This is a genomic window from uncultured Polaribacter sp., from assembly GCF_947501385.1.
Taxonomy (GTDB): domain Bacteria; phylum Bacteroidota; class Bacteroidia; order Flavobacteriales; family Flavobacteriaceae; genus Polaribacter.
This window is the reverse complement of sequence record NZ_CANMVP010000030.1, coordinates 1-20,024: the sequence shown is the minus strand read 5'-3', so window position 1 is coordinate 20,024 and position 20,024 is coordinate 1. Positions and strand designations below refer to the sequence as shown.

The following is a 20,024-nucleotide window of genomic DNA, read 5'->3' as shown; positions in this document are numbered from 1 at the left end:
TCTATAATTTTAATAACCGAAGATTTCCTTTAATTTATTATCTAAATCATTATCTCTTAATTGTCTTCCTAATATTATCCTATTCTTATCTAATAAAAATGTTGTAGGTAAAAATGGTACTCCATAAAGCTTAGCTACTTCTCCATATTCATTTAGTTTTTTAATTTTTGGTTCATCAAATAAGTGAATCCATGGCGTATTGTCTTCCTCAATGGCATTTTCCCATTTGGCTTTTTCATCATTTGTGCCAATCGCTATAATTTCAAACCCTTTGTTCTTGTACTTACCATATAGTTCTTTTAAATGAGGAAAAGATGACCTACATGGTTTACACCAACTTGCCCAAAAATCTATTAAAAGATATTTCCCCTTTACCTGAGACAATGTAATCTCTTCTCCATTCAAAGAAGTTAAAGTGAAATCTGGAGACACTGCTCCTTCACGCAAAGTCTCAAAAATTTCTGTATATACTTTTTTAAAATACTGATACATTGCGGTTTTTTTTGCTTCGCCTTCAAAGCGCCTGTAAGTTTTCTTCATTCTTTCCTTAGTCATTCGTCCTTCATTAAACTGAAAGCCTAAGATATATGGAGAGACAGGTGAAGATGGATGCTTTTTTATGAAATCTATAATTGTAGTTTGATAGTCTTCTTGACGTTCCTCACTCAATTTTTCTAATGCTTTTGCTTTTTTAGAAAATTTTTCAATTAATACTTCATCATTAGATTTATAAGCTTTTACCATATCTTCCCTAAGCGCTATTAATGGCCTATATTTTTCTTGTGTCATTATCGCTCTTTCATATTTTACTTGTTCAAGATATAGATCATGTGTTTTAGAACCAGAAATTTCATAATCGAACCTCCCATATTCATTTGCTTTTTCTAAATCAATATCAAGATTTATTGGGCTGTTTTCTATAAAGAAACCTGATGAACTAAAATAATTTTCTCCAATAGTCATGCTAACCCTATCTATGTTATCAACTTTGCCTTTCATTAAAAAAGCACCATTTAAAATTTCGGCACTGTCAATAACCTTACCTTTACTATTTCTATCTACTACGCTCGGTTGTATTATATGAACCCATCCTTTATGAATCCCTCTTACTTTTCCTTTGATTGTATAACCCTCTGGAGAAACATCATCTTTACAGCTTATATTAAATAAACCGAGCAGTCCAATCGATATTAATAAACATGATTTAAAAGCTTCATTCATAATCCTTTATTTTTTAAGGGAGATTAATTCAATAGTTTTTCTAATAAAGTAAAAGCTTCATCGCCACCGCCTAAAAAACTTTTAACTATTTTTCCTTCAGGATCAATTATATATTTTGTTGGAAAGCCCTTAACATTAAACTTTTTCAAAAAATCATTTGTTGTGTCGTCTGTTTGATTTAAAATATGTTGCCATTCATATTTATTTTCATCAATAAAAGTCTGTATTTTTTCTCTTGAATCTCCTGAATTAATACCTAACACTGCAAATTTATCCTTATATCTTTTTTGAAATAATTTTACTTTAGGCATCTCCTCAACACAGGGTCGACACCAAATTCCCCAAAAGTCTATGAGCACATATTTTCCTTTTAGACTGGTTAAATTAAATTCCTCCCCATTAAGAGTTGACTTGGTTTTAATTTTAGGAACTGGATTACCCTCCTTTAAAACTTTGATATTATCAAAGTATTCCTCCAATGTCCTGTAAATCTCGAAATGGTGGAGATTAGGTGATACATTATTAAAAATTGCAAGCGCCAGACTATCACTAATGTCACTTTGTAGTACCATATTATTGAGATACCATAAGGCCCCTAGAGAGTTTTGGTGTTCTCTAATATGATCAATTCTTGCTAGTCTTCCAGTCTCACTAATTTCTTGAGATTGCTTTTTTAAAATTTCTGATTTTATTGTATCCTTTTCAAAGGTAGATTTAACAAGTAAATTAACGCTCTTGTTAAAACTAGGAAATGCGAATTTGTTTATTTCCGCTAGGCTATTATTATATTCATCACCACTGGGGTAGGCATCCATAAAATCTGATGCGACACCACTTATATCAATTTCTGCATTAGGAAAAGCAAAGAACATGAGATACATAGAGGGAACTGGGTAAATTCCATTCTTTATATTTGGCTTTTTATAAAGTTTATTTTCTTCAGAAAATTTAGTGTAAGCCTTTATTAAGGTTAATTCAGAAATTGTATCTGAAAAAATGAATTCTCCATTTTTTACAATAATTGAATCAAAAGGATGAGTGGGACTATATTTTTTATAAGGATTTGTATAATATAAATTACCTTCTAACCCTTCTATAAATCCGGTTACTATAAATCGTTCTGAATGATTTTCTGTCTTTTTACAAGCCACAATTAGAAAGATCAATATGATGCCAACAAATAACTGCTGTAGTAGATTTTTCATCTCTTATCTAAGATTAGAATTTAAAGAATAAATGATTTATCAAAACAAAAATTAATACTTATTTTGTTGTAAAACCCCTTCAGAAGCAATAATATCAGCCTCTGGTATAGGATATGCAAATCTTCTCGAGTTTTTATCTAACGTATAGGTAATTGGTGGCTCAGATCCTAGTATACTAGCAATATTAAAAGGATAAAAAGTTTTTGTCATAATTACGTCATCAGCACTATTGTCATTATTGTTGTAGCGTCTTACATCATACCATCTATGTACATATGGCATTTCTCTTCGGCGTTCTTCTAGTACTTTTACCAATGCATCTGTTTGAGAGCTAGCCGTTAAATTAATGTCACTAGCAGGTGCACTAGCATCCATTCTAGCAACTCTTAATTGATTTACGGTTTGGATACCTTCAACAAATGAACCCTGACGTACCTGACATTCTGCTTTTATAAGTAACATTTCTGGGACTGAGGGACCACTTGGGAGATCGCTCTGGTAAAAGAAAACATAACCTGGGTAACTATACGGGGGGTCAACTACATTCCGTGTATACGAATAGTCTTCGACAATGTGAAATTTGTAACGAAGATCATATACTTGATTATATAGTGCTAATAATTCCTGAGAGGGAAAATATCCTATACCAGCATCGTATAACATTCTAAAATAATAAGACTCACCAAACTGCAGTCTATCTTCAACTACAATTTGTTGATCGTGTGTATAAGGATAAAATATACTAACATTTGTAGGGTTTGGATTAAAAATAGTTACCTCTGTCGGTATATCAGAAAAACGCATATCCGTATTATAATTTCTTAATTGATTATATTCGTTTAATGCTTTTTGTGCATAGAATTGTGCATTTACATAATCATTTAATGCTAAATAAAAGCGTGCCGCAAAACCATTAACAGCAGCGGTACTGGCTCTCCACGAACGGTTTAAATTATTCACCTTATTAAAGGATCGGGTTATTTTCATCGCTTTATCTAAGTCGTCTGCTATAAACGTATAGGTCTCTTCAAGTGTCGCTCTTTCTATATTTTCTTCAAAACTTGTGGTTTGTTTAATGGGTAAGCCCAATTCAGTTTTATTTGCATCCGTATATGGCAAACAATACACTGTTGCTAATTGAAAATAACTGTATGCACGTATAAAATAACATTCAGCTCTAATGTCCTCTTTCTCTTGTGCATCTCCAGGTACATTTCCTAGTTCCTGAAGCACAAGATTGGCTGTAAATATTTTCTCCCATTCAGATGGCCAGTAAACTCTTCCTGTAATATCTGGTATAAGATCAACAGCCCATGCACCGTAACTAATGCTTATAGTGCTATAAATAGAATTCTCTGCATCATATAGATCCGTTATAAATGCATAATCGTCTGTTCCAAATATTCTTTCATTAGATGGCTCTCGATAAAATACGTTATAGTTATTCAATAATGCTTCCAACTGTTCTAAAGTTTCAGGGATAACATCTATTGTTTTTGATGGATTTTCTTCTAAAAATTCATCACAGCTAACGAAAATAACCATGATTGCTATTGCTATTGCTATTGTAAACTTAAATATTTTCATGACTTTGTTTAAAATGTTAAATGTATTCCAAATGTGAAGGTTGCCTGTGGCCGTATTGATTCTTTAGGGAATTCTGGATCCTCTCCAAAATCGTTCCATAAAATAACACCAAGGTTATTGGCTTGGCCATATATATCAAAAGTATTTAATCCCAGGTTCTTAACTATTGCGTCTGCTAAGGAATATGTTAAGTTAACTTCTTGAAATCGAATATGAGAAGCATCTTCGGTTAAGTAGTTCATAAATGGATAAAATCGATCATAAAAGAAGTACCAAAATTCTTGATCAGGTATAGGTATTATTTTTGAAGGATCACCGTTTACCACCTCACTATATTTCTCGTTCACCATAGAATTCCCACTAATTAAGGGATTGTAATTAAAACTTTGTCTTCTAAATACATGACCAAATTTAGCCGTTACGATAAAGGATAGATCAAAATCATAAATTTTAAACGAGTTTCTCATGCCAACAGTTGTAGGTGCAACGAGTGTCCCTTGGTTTTCCATATAATTAATAGCATTTCCTGAAGGGAAATTTGTAAAAGTCAATTTCACATCATCTTCTCCAAACAATGACGGCATTAAATTAGGGTTATCTTCTGTACCAGTATTCACTAAACCTGCATATCTAAAAGACCACAAGGTGTTCGCATCAAATCCTTCAACATAAGAACTTGTAGGCCCACCCCATAAATCATAGGATTGATAATTATTTCTAAAAAAACTTGTAATTTTATTATCATTATGTGCAAAATTTAATGATCCAGACCACACCACATCATTCTCGCTAATTGGAACTGTAGCTCCCAGTTGAATTTCGAATCCTTTATTAAGCATCTTGCCATTATTAAATTTTTGATTATCTGTACCATTTACAGCGGAGATAGATTGCTCAACTATTAAATCGTTACCCTTTTTATTATAGATGTCTACAGAACCATAAAAGGCATTTTTTAGCAAAGAAAAATCAATACCAATATTATAGGTATTTGTTTTTTCCCACCTCAAGGTTGGATTTCCAAAGTCAGATATCCTTGCCTGCCTTTCTTGTGTTACTGGATCTAAAGTCGATAATAAGTTAATCAATGGTCTATAGGATGTTGATCTGTCAATATTACCGTTAGCACCATACGTTCCTCTAAGAGTCAACTTGTTAATCCAAGTTATACTTTCCATAAAAGGTTCATTCGCTATTTGCCAGCCTAAACCAACAGACCAAAACGGGTTATAGCGAAACTTTGGATCATCTGAAATAATATTAGATGCATCCGTTCTGTAACTCCCTGTAATAGAGTATCTACCATCAAAGGTATAGTTCAAATTACTGTACAAAGAAAAGAGCCTAATGGTGTTCTCTTGAAAATCGTATACTGGAGTAAGATTAAAATTGTAAAAGAAATCAGCAAAACGGGATGGTGAAAAATCCCATAAAACTGATGAATCAAGGTCTTTTAAAAGCGGACTGTTAGATAATGTTTTGTCATTATAACCAAAAGCATCAGGGCTTTTTTTAAATTTTGAAACCCTATCTGAAATCTCAGAGCCAGCTATAAAATCAATAGCGTGTTTTTCAGCAAAAACTCTGCTAAAGCTTAATTGATTTCTGAAATTGTAGGCCGTAGTTGTGCCTTCACTCTGCTGTAAAATACCTCCACTTGGCACCAACTGTGAGGGTGTACCACCCGATTGCCATTCAGGTCCCGAAGTTTCATTTACAAATTCTCTTACATCAAAAGTTTTGTCGTTAAAATAATTGTTAACACTTGTTTTAAACCTTTCGTATTGTATTCTTGAAGATAGCTTTAATCCATCAAAAAAACTGTAGGTTAAACCTGCTTGAACCCGTGCATTTAATTGTTCAGTATGTAAGTCTCTATTCCTAACCTCTTCAATTGGATTATAAGACCAATCGGAATAAGGAAACTCATCAAAAGGCACGTATGTATCAAGATTTGGTCTATAATATTTTAAGTATGACATATCAGTCAAACTTCCGTCATCGTTAACTAACATATCCCAAGGAGCCAGGGTTCTTATAGTATTTAACATATCTTGCCCAGGAAAAGGTGTGCTTTGCCGGTTAGGATTGCCTATTACAATACGACCAGAGTCATTATTGGCATCGTTATATTGCATCATTGCTGCAAAGTCAAAGTCCAGTTTACTAGTAAGCTTAACATTATTGTTATAGTTTATTAAATATTTTTTAGCTTCATCACCTTGAAAAAAACTTTGACCATCTTCAAATAATAAGGATAAACTATTGGCCATTTTTTCATTGCCACCAGAAATATTAATATTATACTGCTTAGTGATAGGCACTTGTAATAAATATTTTTCTATTTGGCTTTTATTGTTTAAACTGCTTAGTCTATTAAGCGTAGCATCTCTTTGCGCATTGCTTATTCGACCTAATCGTGCTTCGTTCATTGCTACAATGGCTTGAGAAAAAGGGCTCAATTCCCTTTGTGAATCGCCTGGAGGGCCACCAAAGGGGCTGCCAAAAAAACTTGAATCAAAACCTTGTTGTTCGTATTCAATTGTTTCAGTACTTGTAGCACGGCCTAGTACATAATCCAAATCTAACTTACTTGAAGTTCTTACAAATGAGGAAATAGAGACATTTATTTTCCCTTTTTTTGCTTTTTTGGTAGTGATTACTATTACACCGTTTCCTGCTTTTGCCCCCCAAATGGATGCAGCTGCGGCATCTTTTAATACGGTAATGCTTTCTACATCGTTAGGGTTAATGGTATTAAAACCATCCTCAACTGGAAAGCCATCCAGTACTATTAAAGGTTGCTGGTCTGCATAGAGGCTTGATTGCCCTCTAATTTCAAAATCAATAGATCCGTCTGCATTTACAGTACTTTGCAGTCCAGCTACCATACCAACCAATCTCTCCGATATACTTGATGCAGGTTTTTCTAGTTGTTTTTTGTTTACAGACTCAAAGGCGCCTGTTGCTCTTTCTCTAGAAATTTCTTGGTAACCTGTAGAGACCACCACTACTTCTTTTAATAATGTAATGTCTTCTTCTAAACTTATATGAATTACGGTTTGGTTGCCTACCAATACTTCTTGCGTTTGATAACCCAAAAAAGAAAAGACCAATACACTAGCCGCATCGGGTACGGTAATTTGGTATTGCCCCTCAAAATTAGTAGATAGCCCTTTGTTAGTACCCTTAATGAGGATTGTGACACCTGGTAAAGGACTACCGCCTTTGCTAGTTACCGTACCAGAGATTTGTTTTTGTTGGCTTTGACTTTTTTTCTTAATGGTAATGCAGTTATCTATACCTAACATAATATTGAACTTCCCTTTTGGTATGCTTTGCTGCAATAGCTTACCTACAGTGATGCTCCCTTTTTTTAAGGCTACTTTCGGAGCGTTTGTAAACAGATATTCTGGGTATAAAAAAGAGTATTTTGTTTGCGTTTTTATCAATTTAAAAACCTCGTCTACCGAGACCTGTTTATCTGCATTAATTTTTACCCTTTCCTGAGAGAAACTGCCGTCAGGAGAAAGTGCCATTAGTGAGGTGCATACTAAGAAAATGAATGTTCTCATAAGAAACATGAATAGTCTTTTTGGGTGTATTCCTAAAAAGCCTTTGATTAATTTAAATTCCATAAATTTGCGCTGTGTTAGTTAGACATTTGTTTAATTGATCCATTATTTTTAGTGGGACAAAGTTTGATGCACTTGGTAATGTTTAAACTTTGTCCCCTTTAATAAAACGTTGTTTTGAGCAGTCTGAAAAACGCACTCAAAATAACTTGTTTTAATAATCCCACAGCATTGTGGGACCTCATCATCAGAGATGAGCTACTTGTTCAGTTATTTTGTTTCATATAGATTGTTTTAGCTGTTCGTTTTTAGTTGTTATACTTCCTTTATGTTTCGTATTTTTAATAGTTCTCTTCCGAAGCTTCGGAACGCTCGAACTGACATACAAACTATCCTTTTCTATTTTGAACTTATACTCCTATTCTTTTCTTCATACTCAATACATAGTACTCTATACTTAATATACTCTACCTCAACACAATCCTTTTCTCGTTGATTTCATAATTATCAATAACGCCGTAATTTTTAATATCATTTAGCACACTTACAATGCTCTGATTTTTATTTAATGCACCTATAAAGCGTATTTCTTCCAAACTTTTATTTGCAAAAAGAACCTCTACATCATACCAACGAGAAAGTACTTTCATAATCTCTTTTAAAGGTATACGTTCAAAACTAAAGACCCCTTTTTTCCATGAAATTTGATCGTACACATCAACCTTAGCAATATTCAATGTCTTTGTAAGGGTATTAAGATTAGATTGCTCGCTAGGTTTTAAAACCTTATTTTTATTTTCAAAATTCACCGCTACCTTCCCTTCTACTAAAGTGGTATAGATAGTTGTTTCATCTTTATAGCCTTTGATGTTAAACTCAGTGCCCAACACAGTTACTTCCTGTAGCTTGTGAAGCACTTTAAATGTTGACCCTTTGTGAGCTGCGCTGGGTGATACGTTAAAATAGGCCTCGCCATATATGAGCTCTACTTGTCGGGTTTTTCCATCGGTAAAAGCTATGGGGTATTTGATTTGAGACTCAGAATTCAGCCATACCTGAGTGCCATCCGCTAAGATCATTTGAAACTGCCCGCCTCTTGGAATGGTAAGCGTGTTGTAGACTATTTTTTTGGTTTCTTTATTTTTGTTTTTAGATGTGGCTGTCTGTTCGGTAGGCAGGTACACAATTTTTTCTCCGTTACTGGTGGCGTTGCTCGCTTTATAGTTTGTCCCTTTTACAAGCGCTATCTGCAATCCGTCTTCTAAGGTAAGCGTTGCTTTGTCGCTACCCGTTTCTATTTTGTTATTGACAATGATAGGCGTAACTTTCTCTTGAGAGGTTTTAAAGACTCCTTGCTGGTAGAAATATCCCAATCCAAAAATAAGTACTGCTGCTGCGGCATATTTAAAAAGGGTATATATTTTTAAGGTATGTCCTTTCTTTTTGTCTTGCCTAATTTTACGCAGGTATTCTCTTTTGGCCTTTTCGGTATCAAACGGGTTTATATTAATATCCATCGCGTAATTGGTTCTTATATAGTCTTTAAATAGTTGTTTGTTCTTTTTCTTTTGTAACCAAGTGGTTAATACTTCTAAATCATCAATATTGGCAGCATTCATTAAAAATTTAACAATTTTCTTCTCTATGTTTTCATTCATTTTAAAGGGTCTCTTTTAGTATAGTACGTTTGCCAAACACAACCACCCACAAGTTTTATTTAGATTTTTTTTTTTAACTTTACCTAAATACAAGGCATATTTAACAAAATGAACATCGATTTTTCAAATAACAAAATACTGGTGGAACATTTAAAAAATGGTCATGAAGCTGCTTTTGCCTACTTGATGGATAGGTATCATAAAAAATTGTGTGTATACGCCAAAAGCCTTTGCCGTGATGTTTATATTGCTGAAGATATTGTACAAAATATATTTTTAAGTGTTTGGGAACGCCGACAAAAACTAAAAGAGATCTATTCTATAAAAAACTACTTATACCAGTGCGTTTATAACGAGTTTATCAATCAGCATCGAAAAAAAATGACGTTAATTACATTAGAAAAAGAATATATCAAAACACTAGATAGCATTTTAGAAGAAGAGGATACTAGCGAACTTACCCGGCTTATTGACTTGGTAAGACAAGAAATTCAAGAACTACCGCCCAAATGTAAAGAAGTATTTATTATGGGAAAAAAAGAAGGATTGACCTATGCAGAAATCGCAGCACATTTAAATATTTCTTTTAGAACCGTAGAAAATCAAATGAGCAAAGCTTTTGCAATTATTAGAAAAAAAGTAGGCGACAAAATAGATACTATTTTGTTTTTGTTGTTTGGAAATGGAAAACAAGTGGCGGTTTAAAGTACAAAATTCACAAAGTTTAAATGCAAATTGTTATTTCTAAATCAACCCGTTGTGCATTTTGAGTTAAATGTATTGCAAAATGTCAGTTCGAGTGATTTTTTGATAAAAAAATCGTATCGAGAACTAGTTTAGAAACGAAAATTCTTATTCTCGATACAAATTTCACTTATTTCAATCGTGAAATTCACTCGAATTGACAGAATTTATCAAAATGCACAACGGGTTAAATCAATCTTTCTTTAAGCTTTGCTTAATAACTTCTTTGCAAACTATCTTTTGCTTTTCGTGTAAATTTCGTTTTTTAGAGTGTACCTAAATATTATAATTGCTCAACAATTCAAGAAGCTTTTCACTAGATGGTCTTGGGGCATTCGCTTTTATAATTTGACCTTTTGGGTCAATTAAAATAAACTTTGGAATACCTTTAATAACATAATCTTTAACAAATTGAGACTTCCATGCCTTATCTGCAAATAACTGTACGCCTCCCATTTGTTTGTTTTTAACCATCGTTTTCCATTTATCATGATTTTTAGATTCGTCAATGGAAATGCTTACAAACTCAATATTTTTATCATGATAGGCTTTTTCTATTTTTTTTAAGTAAGGTAATTCGTATAGGCAGGGACCACACCAGGTTGCCCAAACATCTATATACACATATTTGCCCTTAAAATCATCTAAAGAAGTAGTGCCACCAGCATAATTTTCGTAATTTATAAATTTTGGAGAGGGCTGTCCATCGCTCGCGATTTTTAATTTGGAATATATTTCTTTAATTTCCTCCATATGAGCTTTGTTAGAAGAGGCAGTAATGAATGCATTGTAATAAGCCTCTAAATTATTTGCATAAGTAATACTGCTTTTTGCTTTCTCAAACAACAGGCTGTTTTTAATGGTTTTATTGTTTACTCTTTCCATAACTTTAAGGTAGGCAATATCTTCAGCTATCTTTTCAGACTCCGCTAAAGCTTCTGCTTCTCTATTATAATGGTGTCTTATAAGCCTTGCATACGCTGGTGAGGATTTAAAGTCTTTTTCATTATCATAAGATACCTCGTTCAATTCATTTAAAAAGCTATCTGACACTTTAAAATTAGGTTTTTTTGTAAAATAGGCATGCATCTCTTGATAACTAGATAGGTCTTCTAAATATTGATATATTATATTTTTTTTCTCTTTAACTTTAAAAGCCTCTGAAACTTCTGCGCTAGATAGTAACAAATCTTCCTGAGCTTTTTTTACCTGTTTAAGTTTCATTTTATAAGTAGCTTCATCCAGTTTGTAAATATCTGTCGCCTTTGGAGTATCTTTTTGTATGCGCTTTTTTTCTATAGCCTCTTTGTTCATAAAATAATTATTTACACCCGCACCTGCACCAGAAAACATCAGAGTTTCTTTAACGTTTTTGGCATCGTAATATACATGCACATCTTTTCCATTTTCTAAATATACTCTTAGATAATTTTTACCATCGTATAAGTAGTATCTTGCTTCTTTAATATGCTGTATGGTATCAAAGAATTTTCCATTATTATCAATAGTTATTGTGTCTCTATTTGCAATGCTTAAATTGAGTATAAGTTCGTTGCTTGTGCTATTTTTAATCTGTCCAGAAAGCACTACATAATCTTTAACACTGTCTTTACAGGCTACGATTAATGTGATTAGTATGACGAAATATATTGCTTTTTTCATGTTATTTATTTGATTTTTATACGATGGAAATTAAATTAAAGGTAAAGGACTTTAGATAATTATTAAGCCCATGCAATTATCCTTATTCTCTATCGTTTTGTCCTATTTCTGGAGTTTCTATGATATATTTTTGAGCGATTGGCACTGCCCAATTTTTACTGTTAGCCTGTAAGGTAAAAGTTTGGTCTAACAAAGTGTGTACCAAATCTATTTTACTGGCATCGTATGTGTTATATCTTTTTAAATCGAAAAACCGATGATTTTGTGCGATAAGCTCTATTCGTCTTTCTTTTTTTACTAATGCTAATGCTTCGGTTGGACTAGTACTGGTAAGCGGCACAAAAGTTCCTGTGTCAAATCGTTTTATGCGTAAGATATTTAAATCATCAATAGCTGCCTGAGCATTTTCAAGTCGTGCATTGCATTCTGCTCTTATAAGGTACATTTCTGGTGTAGAAAATCCAGCTGGCCGCGCATTACGCGCATACCCAGCAGCATATACATTTCCTGGTATATTTACACCAAAAAAAGAACGAATAGAGGCAAAAAGTCTTCTTCGTTGATCATTTGGTTCTACTAAAGCCTGTGCAGCTTCAGAAATTGGTAATAATGCAAAAGGAAAGGCACTTTTAAGCCATATAATTTGTGGGTCTTCTTCTATTTCGGGCAATTCTGCAACACCAGGAAAAAACCAATCGGGTACGTTGTTATAATCAAGCAGTGTACTTACCAAGCCCAAGGAACTATTAGCGGCATTTCTGGATTTTTCAAAATCTCCTATATATAAATAAATCCTTGCTAAAAAAGCATGTGCTGCTGCTTTAGAGGGTCTGTGATTATACGTCGTAGTTTCTGGTAAGCTTTCTATAGAACTGGTAACGTCTTCCAATACTAAATCATAGAGGTCTTTAAGGGTTACTCTTGAAAAATCCACACCAGATAAGCGTGTATCTAACCTCAGTGGAACGGCTAAAATAGCATTAGGCGTATTAGCATCATAATGCACAGCATACAGGTTTGCTAAAGAAAAGTATGCATAAGCGCGATGCAGTTTTGCTTCGGCTTCTAATTGTAACTTTTCTTCCATGGTGCCATCTGTGGCGTCCATAATTTCTTCTATTACAATGTTTGCAGCATAAATTTGTCCGTAAAATGTTTGCCAATCACCATCTTCATCATTTACTTGATAAATATTGTCTTGCCATGTAAAACTGTTTTTTTCCTCTTGACCAAGACGATTGAATAATTCATCAGGAATTCTAAAATCGTCTGACATAAATTCTTGATTGCCGTGCGAACCTGTAAAGCCTGGAGAAATACCTATAGCTTCTATTTGGTCTAAGAGCAAACGGTAATCATTAACTTGAGTGGGAATAATTTTACTCTTAGGAAGAATGTTTAAATACTCTTCTCGATCACAAGAAAAAAGTACAGTCATACAAAGTATTAAGTATATTATATTTTTCATGATATATTTTTTAAAAGTTAGTAGAAAGACTTAATGTAAAAGTTGGCCTTAATGGCAAGACAAAGTTTTCTGGATCCATATTCCATTTATTAAAAGTAATGACCCCTATATCTCTTGCTTGTGCACTGATATTTAAATTATTCAATCCTATTGCCTTTGAAATTTTTGAAGCTAGATTGTAGCTTACTATTATTTCTTTTACGCGAATATGCGAGGCGCTGTCTACAAAATTATTTCCAAAAACATAATACCGATAACCAGGTGTTAAAGCGTCATTTCGATCTATGGGTATTCTTGGGATATCGGTAGTATTTTCATCTCCAGGGTTTTTCCATCTGTTTTCAAAATCTTCATGGATATGTGTGTTAGAAATGTTGCCTGGTAAGACACCATAATTTAAAGTATTTGTATTTCTGAATACATGACCTAGTTTAAAGGTAGTGAGTACTCTTAACGATAAGCCTTTGTATTCAAAATTATTAATCCATGCACCGTAATACTTTGGTGTAGTAGTACCTTCATAATTTAAGGCGTCTACGTTGGTAATTTGGGCATCTATTAAATTGCCATTTTCATCTGTTTTATTACCATTGTAATCTATAAGTTCTCCGTTTTCATTAGTTCCTTGAGGGAAGCCTTCACCATCTAAACCAGCATACTTATAACTGTATAAATAACGTAATGGACGATTAAGAAGCGGTTCTCCGTTTAAATAGGTTGTTACGGTTTCTTCTGGCACTTCTACTCTGGTTACTTCATTTTTATTGAAACTAAAATTAAACGTTGTATTGTATTTAAACTTTTTGCTATGTAAAACCAATGCTCGTATACCTATATCTATTCCTGTATTTTGCATTTCACCTGCATTAATTAAGGCCGTGTTAAAACCGAGTAGCGACGGAAAAGATACTGGAGCTAACAAATCATCACTTCTTCTTTTATAATATTCTATGCTACCATTTATTCGATTGTTAAGTATGCCAAAGTCTATTCCTACATTAGTTACATAGGTTGTTTCAAGCCTTAAACTAGGATTTTTAACATTAGAGATATACCCAAATAATTGATCTGTGTTTGGATTTCTATCTAGGTTTAATTGCACAAAAGGACTCGTTTCTCTATTCACATTTCCGTTGCTACCATAGGTGGCTCTTAATACCAAAGCATTAAATAGATTACTATTAAAAAAATCTTCATTATTAATAACCCATTTACCTCCTACCGAGAATAAAGGAATATTTTTGTACTTTTTATCAGCTCCAAATAAATTAGCATCATCTAGCCTAGTGCTTGCGGAGAGTGCATATTTACCATCATACGTATAAACAGCATTTCCGTAATAGGAAATAAATCGATCTTCACCTTCTGAAAAGCTAGAAGGGTCGCCTAATATTCTTCTACCAAAAGGTGAAACAGGTAATGGATCACTAAAATTTATATTGGCAAAGGTTAAAGAACGTGGATTAAAGCCATATTTTGTAGTTTGAACCCCTTTAAACAGTTCCTTTCTAATTTCGTAACCCGCAATAGCTGTAACCTGATGCAGTTTGCTATTAAAAGATTGATCATAATTTAATTGAAATCTACCCGTTTGAGATTCGCTATTCAAAGAGCGCTCGTCTACAATACTTCCTTTAGGAATAGCGCTAACAACATTTCCATTATCTATGGTGGTATAAACATTAGTAATATTTCTTACTCTATAAGTACTTTCGTTAAATAAATTTGTGGTTTGGCTATCGCTCCATTCGTATTGGTAAAGCCCCTCAACTGATAAGAAATCTGTAATATCATATTTTAACGATGTTTGTAACCTTAATTGGGTATTTTTTGTTTTATTGTTTTTATGATCGAATTCCTGCTTTAGGTTATAATCCCAATTATAAGGATAGCCTAATGCAACACGTTCTTCTTTATAAGGCTGAAATAAAGATTGTGGCTGTACAACAAAATTGCCATTAGCATCTAGTATGCTTTGGTATTGATCTATATTATTATAGTCATTAAAACTCATGCTATTTGGCTTAATAGCTGTTTTCACATAGTTTACGCTACCATTAAAAGTCAATTTAGGACTAATACTTATTGAATTTTGAATATTTGCAATTAATTCATCTTGATCATTCTCTTTATATGACCCCATGCTTTCATTACGATTGTAAGTGAAGGATGCTCTATACCTATTATATTCCCCACCGCCATTTGCACTTAAGTTGTATTGTGTCCATGTTTCATCACTCATAAATAAATCTTCAAATTCATTTCTATTGTCAATAGTACTTAATCTATTTTCTACAGCATTGGCTTCTGCTTCTGTAATTTGATTCGCTTCTAGGCGTAAGAATGTTTCCAACCCTTCACTTAATGGTGGTAAGCTAAATCCAAAAGGTAGATTTCTCCACCCGTTCTCTGCAAAATGCCTTTCTAAATCTAAAAAACCTGGCGTAGAAGCTAATTTTAAATCATGTAAATCGTCTTGAGGAGTGATGCTATATCTTGTTGAAAACTCGACAACTGGTTTTTGATTTTTACTCCCTTTTTTGGTTACAATAACAATCACACCATTGGCAGCTCTTAACCCCCAAATAGAGGCGGCAGCCGCATCTTTTAGCACTGTAATACTTTCTACATTGTTAGGATTTATTGTCGATAAATCTTGGGTTACAGGAAAGCCATCTACCACTAATAGCGGATCTCTATTTGTAGTATCATCAATAGAACTTAAGCCTCGTATGGTGGGACCATCATTTGCATCAAAAAGAATTCCTGGAATTTCCCCTTCAATTTTAGTAAGAATATTTTGCGCTATTTTAGTTTCTAAAGTGCTATTATTTATTTTTTCGTAGGATCCTGTGGCTTGTTCTTTTGTAGTTTTATAATACCCCGTATTTAAAACTATTTCTTCTAGCTTATTAATAGCTTCTTGTAGCGTCACATGAATGATCGTTTGGTTACCTACCAATACTTCTTGGGTTTGGTAGCCTAAGTGGGAAAAGATCAATACACTCGAGGCATTGGGTACCGTAATTTGGTATTGGCCTTCAAAATTGGTAGAAAGGCCTTTGTTCGTGTCTTTTATGAATATGTTAACGCCTGGGAGGACTTCGCCTTTTTGGTTGGTTACCGTACCTGTTATTTGGCGTTGTTGCGCTTTGACTTTTAGCCTTGCTTTTTTAGAGGTTCCAGAACGAACAGTTTTGGTTAAAATGATTTGGGTATCTGCAAGCCGGTATTGGATGTCTGTGTTTTGAAAGAGCTGTGCCAGTACCTCGGTAATCGTTTTTTTACGTATTTTTAGGCTGCGTGTTTTATACGCATCTACATCGGCTATATTGTAAAAAAACGTATAAGCCGTCTGGGCTTCTATCTGTTTAAAAATACTTTCGTAGGTCGCATTTTCTACATCTAAGCTTACTTTTTGACTATAAGAATCTAATGCCTGCAATTGGCACAAAGAAATGAGCGTAAAGAGTACCGTCAATTTCATTTTAAGATCCATTTTTAGAGAAACAGGCAGCAGCCACTGTCTCAATCGATGATTTTTCATACTTTTGTCTTTTGGTGGTTTTTAATTCTATTTTACAATCACTAGATTTTAGAATCGAGATTCCGGGCATGGAGTCTCGATTCGCATTTCGCAGCTTGGCGAAATCCAAAAGCTTAGGGCGGGCTTGCTTTTTTGATTTGTTTCTTCATACGTGTGCTTATTTGATTCATCTTTGTTTTATTTTTTGGGTGCTTCTATGACAATGACATTGTTTTGTAGGGTATAGCTAAACAACCTACTTTGGGTAAAGGTATGTAGCACCTCTTCTATAGATTCGTTCTCAAAAATGGCTTTGTAACGTTGGTCGTCCAAGGCGTAGTACTTGTTTTGAATTTGTACATTGTACTTGCGTTCTAATACGCGTAAAATGGCAGCAAAGGTCTTTTTGTAAAAGATGACTTTGCCAAAACGCCATGACGTATAATCATCTACAGCTACTTCCTTTACATCTATTTGTTGGGTTTGAGTATTCCAAAGCCCCATTTGATTGGGCTGCAACAGGATTGGGTTTTGAAAGGTCTTTGTTGCTTTTGGGGCACTTAAAGATACCGAGCCTTCTACTAGTACCGTGCTTATCTCTGCATCATCTGCATAGGCAGAAACGTTAAACTCTGTACCCAATACGGCTACGGCTACCCCACGGGTCTGTACCGTAAACGGGGCCTTGGCATTTTTGGTCACCGAGAAATAAGCTTCGCCGTCTAAAAATACGGTTCTCTGGTCTTTGCCAAATTGTTGTGGATAGCGCAAGGTAGTACCTGCATTTACATGTACCTGTGTGCCATCAGACAAACGCACCTGCATGGTCTTCCCATAGGGAACGGTTAAGGTGTTGAACACCAGTTTTTCTGTAGCCGTACCCTTGTTTACATAGACCAATTGGTTGCCTTCTTGGGTACCAACAATCTGACCACTAGCAGTCGCTATTTGTTGGCTCCCGGCTTCTTCTAAAATTTTAGTAGTACCGTTGTCTAACTGTAAGGTGATGGTTTCTTCTGGAATGATCAGTTGCGTCTCGTTTCCTCCAGACAACTGTATATAGGTATAATAACCGCCTAACAGCCCTATAAATATAGCTGCGTATTTGAACACTGCTGTCCAACGCAATTTTTTAACTACTGCTTTGGGAGGTACTGGGCTTATCTTGATGGTTTGTTTTGCAAAGGCCTTTTGTGCATCAAAAGCTTGAAAATGCGCATTGAGCAAATGGTACAACTTAATTTCTTCTTTTAAAAGCGCCTTGTTTTCTGGCAATGCCAGCCAGTCTTTTAGTGTTGCGATTTCTGATTCGTTTAGCTGATTGCTTAAAAATTTCTGAATCAAATCTTTGGGGTATTCTTTCACGGTGCTTTAGTTTGTTTGCTAGTAATACGGTACTATTTTAAAAAACCCCCACGCAAATTTCATTTTTTTTATTAAAATATTCTTTTTAACTTTAGCTTATCATTTCCTTAAAATTAACACCCCCCCTGTTTAAGTAGCTATTTGTATGACCTATACTACTGATAATGAAAAGCATATTATTACCGAGATTCAAAACGGCAACAAGGCTGCCTATCGGGCAATCTACCTCTATGCCTACGAACGCTTGTGTATCTATGTCTTAAATTTTACCACAGACAGAAACATTGCGGAAGATGTTGTACAAGAAACCTTTCTAAAACTATGGGACAAACGTAGCAGTTTGCGCATTGAGGGTTCTTTAAAAGGCTATTTGTACAAATTGGCCTACCATGAATACATTAATCTATACCGAAAAAAAGTAAAAATGCACCAAGAGCTGGAAACTTTTCGCCTAGAAAGCCTCTCTGAATTGCTAGAAGACAATGATGCACTGTTTCAAGAACGTCTAGAGAAAGTACAAACGGCGATTGAGACCTTACCACCGCGTTGTAAAGAAATTTTTGTGATGAACAAACAAAACAATATGCGCTATAAAGAGATTGCTGCGCAATTGGGTATTTCTGTAAAAACTGTTGAAAACCAGATTGGAAAAGCCTTAAAACGAATTCGTAAAGAAGTGCAGACTCAATTGTTTTCGTTGCTTTTTTTATTGATGAAACGGGTTGTGAAGGGCTAATGGATTGACCACTTTAACAGATTTAAAATTCTTAGTTTAAAATTTAAGGTTAGACACGGATTTCACGAATTGGCACTAATCTTACCGTAAAAATATTCAAAAAGGAAACGCAAAGGATTCGCAGATTTTTTTATCTTTTGTACTTTTCATATCTAATATCTAACATCTAACCTACTTCTAACTTCCAACTTCTAACATCTAACATCTAACTTCTTACTTCTTCCTACTTCAAAAGACTCAAAATTCTTAATTTAAAGTTCAAAGTGTATACCTACTCAACTTAAAACTTCAGCTTCCAAATTCTTATGATGAAATTGTCGCACTCACATACCTGCTGCTGCCCCTAAGATAGATCGAACAGCCATTGTAGAAGGCATTTCGCTTAAAATACACCCTGTATTTTGCAAATCTCATGGTTTTTACTAAATTTAGTATCTGATCTGTTTATTTAACTAACTCTTAGAAAACAAGCTCATGTACAACCCATTGAACGATTACCAATTTGAAAATGATACGAATCATCTTATTCGTGATACCATGAACGTGTTAAAGGAAGCGCCAGATATGATGTCTAACGAACTTCCAGAAGAACTGCTTTACAGATTAGAAGCGGCAACAAATTTTAAAAGTGTGGATATGGATGAAAAATTACTCTGTGAACTCATTTTCGTGTTGTATTCCTGTTATACATTTATAAAAGGAGACTATGATCAACAATGGCATTTATCAAAAGAAAAGTTCGACAATATACTGGTGGCATGGCGTGTTTTACTATTGCTAGAAATTGGGCGCCGTAAAAAATGCTTATCCATAGCACCGCGTAAGGTTTTCGATTTTGATGCGATGTTACATCCTGAAGGGCAAGTGCATTTTAATAAACAATTTCTACAATCCCTTTTCAATTAATAAAACATGTTGTTTTACAGAAATTGCAATGAAAAATTAATCCAGTCTTTGAAGAGAAACAGCAATAAGAGTAGGGCGATTGCTAGGGCTATTTGGGTTGTTTTTTTCATGCTTCAAAAGATTCAAGTTTCTTCAAAAGATTCAAGATTCTTAGTTTAAAATTCAAGGTTAAACTGGGAGAACGTTAAAAAGGTTTCAAGTTTCATGATTTCAAGTTTAGACACGGATTTCACGAATTGGCACCGATTTTACCGAAAAGGAATCGCAGATTTTTTTATCTTTTGTACTTTTCCTTGTACTTCCCTGATTAGAGTTGACCGTTTTTAGTTATTTATTTCATTATTAAAAATAGTAATAATTGGTTTATTATT

Annotated in this window: 12 protein-coding genes; 3 read left to right on the top strand and 9 right to left on the bottom strand. The window is 34.1% G+C overall.

Translation table 11 applies throughout. From position 1 onward, the window contains the following. Positions 1 to 9: 9 nt before the first annotated feature. From Q0998_RS16575 to Q0998_RS16555, 5 genes are all read right to left on the bottom strand, one after another. Positions 10 to 1,221 carry a TlpA disulfide reductase family protein gene (locus tag Q0998_RS16575; RefSeq protein WP_299671864.1) on the bottom strand — a complete coding sequence of 404 codons (1,212 nt, stop codon included), beginning with the start codon at positions 1,219 to 1,221 and terminating at the stop codon, positions 10 to 12. A gap of 23 nt (positions 1,222 to 1,244) precedes the next feature. After that, complete coding sequence (locus Q0998_RS16570) at positions 1,245 to 2,426, bottom strand: TlpA disulfide reductase family protein (protein ID WP_299671863.1); 1,182 nt, start codon at positions 2,424 to 2,426, stop codon at positions 1,245 to 1,247. Positions 2,427 to 2,477: 51 nt separating this feature from the next. Next, entirely contained in the window at positions 2,478 to 4,013 is a 1,536-nt protein-coding gene (locus Q0998_RS16565; RefSeq protein WP_299671861.1) for a RagB/SusD family nutrient uptake outer membrane protein, read from the bottom strand. A gap of 8 nt (positions 4,014 to 4,021) precedes the next feature. After that, positions 4,022 to 7,651, bottom strand: coding sequence for a SusC/RagA family TonB-linked outer membrane protein (locus Q0998_RS16560; RefSeq protein WP_299671859.1), 3,630 nt, complete (start codon positions 7,649 to 7,651; stop codon positions 4,022 to 4,024). Between the two features lie 404 nt (positions 7,652 to 8,055). Next, a complete protein-coding gene (locus Q0998_RS16555) occupies positions 8,056 to 9,246 on the bottom strand; it encodes a FecR family protein (protein ID WP_299671857.1) in 1,191 nt (396 codons plus the stop codon). Between the two features lie 141 nt (positions 9,247 to 9,387). On the opposite strand from Q0998_RS16555, the gene Q0998_RS16550 reads away from it, so the two are divergent. Further along, on the top strand, positions 9,388 to 9,951 hold the full coding sequence (locus Q0998_RS16550; protein ID WP_299671855.1) for an RNA polymerase sigma factor: 564 nt from the start codon (positions 9,388 to 9,390) through the stop codon (positions 9,949 to 9,951). Between the two features lie 315 nt (positions 9,952 to 10,266). Here the strand turns inward: Q0998_RS16550 and Q0998_RS16545 are convergent, their stop codons facing one another. From Q0998_RS16545 to Q0998_RS16530, 4 genes are all read right to left on the bottom strand, one after another. Next, positions 10,267 to 11,652 carry a TlpA disulfide reductase family protein gene (locus Q0998_RS16545; RefSeq protein ID WP_299671853.1) on the bottom strand — a complete coding sequence of 462 codons (1,386 nt, stop codon included), beginning with the start codon at positions 11,650 to 11,652 and terminating at the stop codon, positions 10,267 to 10,269. Between the two features lie 82 nt (positions 11,653 to 11,734). Continuing rightward, complete coding sequence (locus Q0998_RS16540; RefSeq protein WP_299671851.1) at positions 11,735 to 13,120, bottom strand: RagB/SusD family nutrient uptake outer membrane protein; 1,386 nt, start codon at positions 13,118 to 13,120, stop codon at positions 11,735 to 11,737. Between the two features lie 10 nt (positions 13,121 to 13,130). Further along, positions 13,131 to 16,667 carry a SusC/RagA family TonB-linked outer membrane protein gene (locus Q0998_RS16535; RefSeq protein ID WP_299671849.1) on the bottom strand — a complete coding sequence of 1,179 codons (3,537 nt, stop codon included), beginning with the start codon at positions 16,665 to 16,667 and terminating at the stop codon, positions 13,131 to 13,133. Positions 16,668 to 16,844: 177 nt separating this feature from the next. Further along, positions 16,845 to 18,011 (bottom strand): FecR family protein, encoded by a 1,167-nt coding sequence (locus Q0998_RS16530; protein ID WP_299671847.1) that lies wholly within the window; start codon positions 18,009 to 18,011, stop codon positions 16,845 to 16,847. Between the two features lie 145 nt (positions 18,012 to 18,156). Between Q0998_RS16530 and Q0998_RS16525 the strand changes: the two genes are divergently transcribed. Together Q0998_RS16525 and Q0998_RS16520 are read left to right on the top strand one after the other, a co-directional pair. Beyond that, the gene (locus Q0998_RS16525) at positions 18,157 to 18,747 is read left to right on the top strand and encodes an RNA polymerase sigma factor (protein ID WP_299671845.1); all 591 of its coding nucleotides are present in this window, start codon (positions 18,157 to 18,159) and stop codon (positions 18,745 to 18,747) included. A gap of 474 nt (positions 18,748 to 19,221) precedes the next feature. Then, positions 19,222 to 19,653 (top strand): hypothetical protein, encoded by a 432-nt coding sequence (locus Q0998_RS16520; RefSeq protein WP_299671843.1) that lies wholly within the window; start codon positions 19,222 to 19,224, stop codon positions 19,651 to 19,653. Positions 19,654 to 20,024: the final 371 nt, after the last annotated feature.